The organism is Streptomyces sp. NPDC043952 (assembly GCF_056435325.1).
The window spans coordinates 1-8,083 of sequence record NZ_JBWKES010000003.1 but is presented as its reverse complement, the minus strand read 5'-3'; the positions used below and the strand labels follow the sequence as shown (position 1 = coordinate 8,083).

7 protein-coding genes are annotated in these 8,083 nt (G+C 73.7%); 4 read left to right on the top strand and 3 right to left on the bottom strand.

The genetic code is table 11. The features are described from left to right. Positions 1-176: 176 nt before the first annotated feature. From AC069R_RS03840 to AC069R_RS03830, 3 genes are all read right to left on the bottom strand, one after another. Complete coding sequence (locus AC069R_RS03840; RefSeq protein ID WP_478764258.1) at positions 177-371, bottom strand: hypothetical protein; 195 nt, start codon at positions 369-371, stop codon at positions 177-179. 121 nt (positions 372-492) lie between these two features. Beyond that, a complete protein-coding gene (locus AC069R_RS03835; protein WP_397982514.1) occupies positions 493-861 on the bottom strand; it encodes a DUF6479 family protein in 369 nt (122 codons plus the stop codon). A gap of 68 nt (positions 862-929) precedes the next feature. Further along, positions 930-1,217, bottom strand: coding sequence for a hypothetical protein (locus AC069R_RS03830; protein ID WP_478764256.1), 288 nt, complete (start codon positions 1,215-1,217; stop codon positions 930-932). 596 nt (positions 1,218-1,813) lie between these two features. Between AC069R_RS03830 and AC069R_RS03825 the strand changes: the two genes are divergently transcribed. From AC069R_RS03825 to AC069R_RS03810, 4 genes are all read left to right on the top strand, one after another. Beyond that, positions 1,814-2,029 (top strand): type A2 lantipeptide, encoded by a 216-nt coding sequence (locus AC069R_RS03825; protein ID WP_478764254.1) that lies wholly within the window; start codon positions 1,814-1,816, stop codon positions 2,027-2,029. Between the two features lie 104 nt (positions 2,030-2,133). Continuing rightward, positions 2,134-2,940 (top strand): hypothetical protein, encoded by an 807-nt coding sequence (locus tag AC069R_RS03820; RefSeq protein ID WP_478764252.1) that lies wholly within the window; start codon positions 2,134-2,136, stop codon positions 2,938-2,940. Then, positions 2,937-5,162: an NHLP family bacteriocin export ABC transporter peptidase/permease/ATPase subunit gene (locus tag AC069R_RS03815; RefSeq protein WP_478764251.1), complete on the top strand. Its 2,226-nt coding sequence runs from the start codon at positions 2,937-2,939 to the stop codon at positions 5,160-5,162. Before AC069R_RS03820 ends, AC069R_RS03815 begins: the two co-directional genes overlap by 4 nt. Further along, positions 5,162-7,987 (top strand): NHLP bacteriocin export ABC transporter permease/ATPase subunit, encoded by a 2,826-nt coding sequence (locus AC069R_RS03810; RefSeq protein WP_478764249.1) that lies wholly within the window; start codon positions 5,162-5,164, stop codon positions 7,985-7,987. The genes AC069R_RS03815 and AC069R_RS03810 overlap by 1 nt, the downstream gene beginning before the upstream one ends. The last annotated feature ends 96 nt before the right edge of the window (positions 7,988-8,083 follow it).

Here is an 8,083-nt window from a genome sequence, read left to right as displayed (position 1 = left end):
AGTAGCGAAGGAAGAAGGAAAAACAAATAAAAACAAACCCCCCCCCCCCCCCCCCCCCCCCCCCCCCCCCCCCCCCCCCCCCCCCCCCCCCCCCCCCCCCGGCCCGGTGCGTTGTCCGAAGCCGCCGGGTGCGCCGGATCCGCCGGTGTGGCGCGACCGCCTGGCGTCCCGTCCGCTCAGTCCTCTCCGCGCACGATGGTCTCCTCGGGGCCGTCCGCCTGCCGCCGGGGGCCGGTGCGGTCCAGGACGGCGGGGACGCAGGTACGTATCCCCAGCTCCCGCCGGTCCCGTCGGCTGTGCGCCCGGACCACCCCGTCTCGGTCTCCGGTGCGCCCGGCTTCCCGGTCGTCTGCGCGATCACGTCGTGTCATCCACCCTCTGCGTCCTGCGGCCGGCGGGCCGAAGCGTCGGCACCCGCGGACCTGTCCGAATCGTTCCGCCACGGGTAACCGTCCGGCCCGCCCGGCAAACGCCGCCGCGCGGCCGGGCCGCTCAGGTACGGCCGCCGCCACCGCCGCCGAAGGACCCGCTGGAGCCGGGCGACCAGCGCGGACGCCGCTGGTCGTCGGCGCGCTGGGAGCGGATGTTGCCGAGCTGGTGCGGGGTGAGCCGCTCGCTCTCGTCGCCGGCCTGCGGCACATCGCGGGGCTCGCGCATCTCGCTGGTCTCGTGCACCGGGCCCGTCGGCGGCAGCTTGGGCTGCTCGTCCGGGCGCGGCGGGGCGGGCTCGCGCTGGCGTACCTTGAAGCCCAGCCGGAACGCCCAGATCAGGCCGGCGACCAGGACGACCCCGGCGACCAGGATGAGGACGTAACCGAAGGCCTGCCGGCCGGTGGCCGCTTCGTACATGGCAGTGTTCATGGACGCCGGGTACCCGCAGGAGGGGGACGGATACCAGCCCGCACGTGGGCCTTTTCCGCGGCCGTCCGTCAGCCCCCCGGCGGTCTGCGCTCCTGCTCCGCCACGGCGCGCGCCACCTCGGCCTCGATGTCGGCGCGCGGGCGGCCCGTCTCCTTCGCGTACTCGCTCACCGCGGTCTGCACATCGCGGGCGAGGTCGCGCCAGGCCCGCAGGGCGGTCTCGTAGGTGCCCGACTGGGCGCCGGTCATGCCCCGTTCGGCCGGCGGGCCGTACGTCTCGCGCAGGTCCTCGACCGTGGCGTGGGCCGCGTCGGCCGCCCGCTGCTTCTGCACCAGTTCTTCGAAGGTGTGTGCCACCCCATCGAATCTAGGCGCGGTCCGCCCGGCGCGCCTGTCCAGGGCCCGCCGAGCCTTCCGGCATGACCGGGGTCGGCGGGGGGTACCTGGGCTGGTTCGCCGCAAGACGACCGCCGGAGCGCACCGGAAGACGACTGTGGTGCCGATACGCTCCGGAACCGATCGACAGCGGTCGGTTTCCGTCGCATACCGGAAGCCCTGCTTCAGGGAATCTGCACATTGAATGCTCAACCACGCCACGGCGGTCAGCGCTTCTGCATATCCGCGCGCCCGCACCCGCCCCCGGTGCGCGCGCAGGCCGAACGCGGCGCCCGAGGCAAGCCCGCGGCCGCGACGATGCCGTGCGGCATGTGAAAAAGTCGCCGACAAGCCGTGCCCGTGCCTGCACCGTTGGACCCGCTCGTGGCACAAGTCCCCTGGTGAGAGCCCTGATCGAGTGGAAGCGCGGTCGGCCCGCGTGCTTTGATCCTTCGCACCGCGGGGGGCCGACGGGCCCCGGCGACGGAGCCTGCCACCCGCGGCCGCGGCCCTCCTCCTGACGATCGGACGGGCCGTTCTCCCCCCTTGTGAATACCCATATGAAGGGAAGTTCCATCATGAACTCCACCCCCCAGGTCGAGACCGCCGAGATCGCCGACGCCGAGCTGGACGCCGTCTCCGGTGGTCTCCAGGTGAACGCCCTCAACACCGTGACCGGCGCCGTCGACGGCATCGCCCCGGTCTCCGGCCTGGCCAACACGGCCATCGGCACGGTCGAGGGTGTCACCGGCCTGAACGTGGCCCCGGTCACCAACCTGGTCGCCGGTCTCTGACCGAGCCTTTCTTACCCCCCGTCGGTCCCGGAGCCGTCCCCCGGCTCCGGGGCTCTCGGGCGCCCCGACACATCCGTGACTCCCCCACAGGTGAGGGACGTTCCGTGCAGTTCCGCCAACAGGCCCTCGCCAAGCTCCAGTCGCCCCAGGAGCTGGACCTTCCGGTGCGGCTCGCCCGCCCGCAGGGCCGGCTCGCGCTCGGTGTCACCGTCGCCGTCATGGCCGCGGCCTCCGTCTGGGCGGTGACCGGTTCGGTCGCCTCCACGGTGAGCGCGGGCGCCATCCTCACCCACGGCGAGGGCAGTTATGTGCTCCAGAGCCCCGTGGCGGGGCAGGTGACGGCCGTCCTCGCCCGGCAGGGCGCACGGCTGCCCGCGAACGCCCCCGTGGTCAAGGTCCGTACCGCGCAGGGCGATTCGGTCGTCCGCACGGTCGCCGCGGGCCGGATCACCACGCTCGCCGCCACCCTCGGGCAGATCGTGCAGACCGGCACCGACGTGGCCGCCGTCGAGAAGGTCGCCCACGCGGACGACCCGCTGTACGCGACCGTGTACGTGCCCGCCGAGAGCGCCGCCGCCATCCCCGCGCACGCCCCCGTGGACCTCACCGTCTCCTCCGTGCCGGCGCAGCGCTACGGCGTGCTGCGCGGCGAGGTGCGCTCGGTGGACCGGTCCGCGCAGTCCGCGCAGTCGATCGCCGCGTTCCTCGGCGACAGCCAGCTCGGCCGCCAGTTCACGAAGGACGGCCGCCCGGTCGCCGTGACCGTGCGGCTGGCCGACTCGCGGGCGACCAGGAGCGGTTACCGGTGGTCGACCGCCGGGGGGCCGCCGTTCCGGCTGGACTCCATGACCCTCGCCTCCGCCTCCATCCGGCTGGCCGACCAGCACCCCGTCGATTGGCTGCTCCCGTGACGTCCGCTCCCCCGCAGAGCCGCGGCCGCAGACGCGCCGCCCCCGCCCGGCGTCCGGCCCCCAAGTCCCGTACTCGCGCGGCACGTACGCCCACCGTGCTCCAGATGGAGGCCGTCGAGTGCGGCGCCGCCTGCCTCGCGATGGTCCTCGGCCACTACGGCCGGCACGTCCCGCTGGAGGAGCTGCGCATCGCCTGCGGGGTCTCCCGCGACGGCTCGCGCGCCAGCAACCTGCTGAAGGCGGCCCGCGGTTACGGCCTGACCGCCAAGGGCATGCAGATGGACCTGGCCGCCCTCGCCGAGGTGCGCGCCCCGGCCATCCTGTTCTGGGAGTTCAACCACTACGTCGTCTACGACGGTATGGGCCGCCGCCTCGGCCGGCGCGGCATCCACATCAACGACCCCGCCAAGGGCCGCCGTTTCGTGCCGCTGGACGAGTTCGACGGCAGCTTCACCGGTGTCGTCCTGGTGCTGGAGCCCGGCCCGGACTTCACGCGGGGCGGGCGCAGGCCGGGCGTGCTCGGCGCGCTGCCGGCCCGGCTGCGCGGCACCGCGGGCACCCTGCCCGCCGCGGTGCTGGCCAGCCTGCTGCTGGTCGCGGTCGGCGCGGCCGTACCCGCGCTGAGCCGCACCTACATCGACACGTACCTGATCGGCCATCAGACCTCGCTGCTGGGCGTGCTGTTCACCTCGATGGCCGCCTGTGTGCTGCTCACGCTGGTGCTGACCTGGCTCCAGCAGGCCAACCTGCTGCACGGCCGGATCATCTCCTCCACCCTGACCAGCGCCCGCTTCCTGCGCCATCTGCTGCGGCTGCCGGTGACGTTCTTCGCCCAGCGCTCCCCCGCCGACCTGGTGCAGCGCCTCCAGTCCAACGACCAGGTGGCGGAGACCCTGGCCCGCGATCTGGCGGCGGCCGGCGTGGACGCGATCGTGGTCGTGCTGTACGCGGTGCTGCTGTACACCTACGACCCGCAACTGACGTTCCTCGGCATCGGCGTGGCCCTGCTGAACCTCCTCGCCATGCGGCTGGTCGGGCGGCTGCGCGCGACGCGCACGGCCAAGCTGCGCGCGGACACCGCCCGGCTGACCAACACGGCGTACACCGGGCTCCAGTTGATCGAGACGATGAAGTCGACCGGCGGCGAGGACGGGTACTTCCGCAAGTGGGCCGGGCAGCACGCCGCCACGCTGGAGGAGCAGCAGCGCCTCGGGGTGCCGAGCGCCTGGCTCGGGATCGTCGCCCCGACGCTGGCCACGTTCAACAGCGCGCTGATCCTGTGGATCGGCGGTCTGCGCGCCGTCGAGGGGCAAATCTCGGTGGGTCTGCTGGTGGCCTTCCAGGCGCTGGTCACCCGCTTCACCGCGCCGCTGACCCGGCTCAACGGGGTGGCGGGCCGCATCCAGGACTTCGCCGCCGACGTGGCCCGCCTGAAGGACGTGGAGAACTTCCAGCCCGATCCGCTCTACGCGCGGCCCGCGGCCGGCGGCGAGACGCGCCGGCTGCGCGGGCAAGTGGAGCTGGAGAACGTCACGTTCGGCTACAGCCCGCTGGACAAGCCGCTGCTGACCGGCTTCGACCTGACCGTGGGCCCCGGCCGGCAGGTGGCGCTGGTGGGCGGCTCGGGCAGTGGCAAGTCCACGGTGTCCAGGCTGATTTCGGGCCTGTACGCGCCGTGGGACGGGGTGATCCGCATCGACGGGCGGCGCCTGGAGGACATCCCGCGCGGGGCGCTCGCCGCCTCCGTCTCCTTCGTGGACCAGGAGGTGTTCCTCTTCGAGGGCTCGGTGCGCGACAACATCGCCCTGTGGGACCCGTCGATCCCGGACGAGGCGGTCGTCGAGGCGCTGAAGGACGCGGCCCTGTACGAGGTGGTGGCGCGGCGGCCCGGCGGCATCCACGGCAAGGTCGAGCAGGACGGCCGCAACTTCTCCGGCGGGCAGCGCCAACGCCTGGAGATCGCGCGGGCGTTGGTGCGCGGGCCCAGCGTCCTGGTGCTGGACGAGGTGACCAGCGCGCTGGACGCGCAGACCGAGCTGGTGGTGATGGACAACCTGCGCCGGCGCGGCTGCGCCTGTGTGGTGATCGCGCACCGGCTGAGCACGGTCCGCGACAGCGACGAGATCGTCGTGCTCCAGCACGGCACGGTGGTCGAACGCGGGCGGCACGCCGAGCTGGTGGCGCGCGGCGGCGCGTACGCAGCGCTGGTCAGGGAGCGTTGATGACGTCCGTGCGGCAGGGGTACGACGGGGACCTGGTGCTCGGGGCGCTGGGCGGGCTCGGCAGCCGGGTCGACTGCGCCGGGTTCACCCGTCTCGACCTGGAGGGCCCCCGGGTGCTGTGGCTGGTGGCGGCCGGCGCCCTGGACCTGTTCGCGGTGGACGCCGGGCAGCAGGGCCACTGGCACCATCTGGGCCGGCTGGAGGCGGGCGCGCTGCTGCTCGGCCCGGTCGCGGGCCCCCGGCACACCCTGGTGGCCCGCCCGGTGCGGGACTGCGTGGTGCACCGGGTGAACCTGCGCGAGCTGTACCAGCAGGCGGGCACCGAGACCTGGTCGTACGACGAGTACGGGCGGCCGCAGTACGTACCGCCCGCGTCCAGCCCCCTGGAGTACGCCCTCGCGCTCGGCGTCGGCCGCGGCCTGTCCGTCCTCTTCCAGGCGCCGCTGGCCGAGGAGCGGCCCGAAGTCCCCGCGGACGACGACGTGTTCTGGATGCAGGTGCCGCCCGGCAGCGTCCGGTACGGCTCCCTGTACGGCGCTCAGGCCGCCGCCGATCTGCTGGTGGACCCGGCGCTGTGGCAGTCGCTGGTCGACCAGCAGTACCGGCTGCTGACCGCGCTGGACCGCTGGATCGAGCAGCTGGAGCGCGGCCACGAGACGCGAACGGCCGCCGGGATCAAGGCGGGTGAGGCGGCGGGCGTCCAGGCGGACCGCACCCTGCTGGCCTCGATCGGCCGCCGCCCGCGGCGTCCGGCGACGGCCGCCGACGCCGATGCCACCTACGCGGCCTGCGCGCTGGTCGCCCAGGCCGCCCGGATCACGCTCGCCGAACCCGCGCGCGGCGGCACCGGGAGCGAGCGCCTCGACCCGGTCGAGCGGGTGGCGCTGGCCTCGCGGGTGCGCACCCGCGCGGTCCGTCTCGAAGGCCGCTGGTGGCGGGAGAACGTGGGCCCGCTGGTGGGGCGGCGGACGCTGTCCGGGGCGCCGGTCGCCCTGCTGTGGCGGCGCGGCGGCTACGCGGCCGTCCACCCCGGCACCGGCCGGGAGACCCCCGTGGGCAAGGGGAACGCCGGGGAGTTCGAGCCGCGCGCGGTGATGTTCTACCGGCCGCTGCCCGACAAGGCGCTCTCCCCGCTCGGCCTGCTCCGGTTCACGCTCGGCGGCGCCCGCGGCGATCTGGTCGCCCTGCTGCTCTCGGGCCTGGTGACGGTGGCGATCGGCGCGCTGGTGCCCGTCGCCACCGGCAGGGTGCTCGGCGAGTACGTGCCGCGGGCCGAGACGGGCCTGATCGTCCGGGTGTGCCTGGCGGTGCTGGTGAGCGGGGTGGTGTCGGCGGCGTTCACGCTGCTGGAGAACCTGTCGATCCTGCGCCTGGAGGGGCGGATCGAGGCGGCGCTGCAACCGGCCGTCTGGGACCGGCTGCTGCGGCTGCCCACCCGGTTCTTCACCCAGCGCTCCACGGGCGAACTCGCCAGCGCGGCCATGGGGATCAGCGCGATGCGCCGGATGCTGGCGGGGGTCGGCCCGGTGGTCGCCCAGTCGGTGACGGTCGGCGCGATGAACCTCGGTCTGCTGCTGTGGTACAGCGTGCCGATGGCGCTCGCGGCGATCGGCATGCTGGCCGTCATCGCCGTGGTGTTCCTGGGGCTCGGGCTGTGGCAGGTGCGCTGGCAGCGGCGTCTGACGGCGCTCGGCAACCGGCTGAACAACCAGGCGTTCCAGACCCTGCGGGGGCTGCCCAAGCTGCGGGTGGCGGCCGCCGAGAACTACGCGTACGCCGCCTGGGCGCGGGAGTTCGCGCGCAGCCGGGAGCTCCAGCAGAAGGCCGGACGGATCAAGAACCTCACCGCCGTGCTCGGCGCGGTGTATCTGCCGGTGTGCTCGCTGCTGATGTTCATGCTGCTGGCGGGACCGGCGAGGGGCACGCTGTCGGCGGCGGACTTCCTCACCTTCAACACCTCGGTGACGATGGTGCTGGCCTCGGTCACCCAGCTGACCGGCGCGCTGGTGTCGGCGGTGGCCGCGCTGCCGCTGTTCGAGGAGATCCGGCCGGTCCTGGAGGCCGCCCCCGAGGTCCGCGCCGCGAGCACCCGGCCGGGTCCGCTGTCCGGGGCGCTGGAGGCCCGCAAGGTGTCCTTCCGGTACTCCGAGGACGGCCCGCTCGTCCTGGACGACGTGTCCTTCGCCATCCGGCCGGGCGAGTTCGTCGCGGTGGTCGGCCCCAGCGGCTGCGGCAAGTCCACGCTGCTGCGGCTGCTGATCGGCTTCGACCGGCCGCTGTCCGGCAGCGTCCTGTACGACGGCCAGGACCTCGCCGCCCTCGACCAGTCGGCGGTGCGCCGCCAGTGCGGGGTGGTGCTCCAGCACGCCCAGCCGTTCACCGGGTCCCTCCTGGACGTCATCTGCGGCGCCGAGCCGTACACCCCCGAGGAGGCGATGGCGGCGGCGGAGATGGCGGGGCTCGCGGAGGACATCGCGCGGATGCCGATGGGCCTGCACACCATCGTCTCCGGCAGCGGCTCGGTCTCCGGCGGGCAGCGCCAGCGGCTGATGATCGCCCAGGCGCTGATCCGCCGCCCCCGCATCCTCTTCTTCGACGAGGCGACCAGCGCCCTCGACAACGACACCCAGCGCGTCGTCATCGACAGCACCCGCAAGCTGAACGCCACCCGCGTCGTCATCGCCCACCGGCTGTCCACGGTGCTGGACGCGGACCGGGTGATCGTGATGGAGGCCGGCCGCGTGGTCCAGCAGGGCAGCCCGGCCGACCTCCTCGCGGACCCCACGGGACGCCTGCACGAACTGGTGCGACGGCAACTGGCCTAGCTGTTCTGTCCGGGGAGGTTGTGGACGGGTGAGCCAGGTCTCGGCTGAGGGATCTTGAACAGGTGAGGGCCTTCCGGTTCGGTGTGGATTGCGACG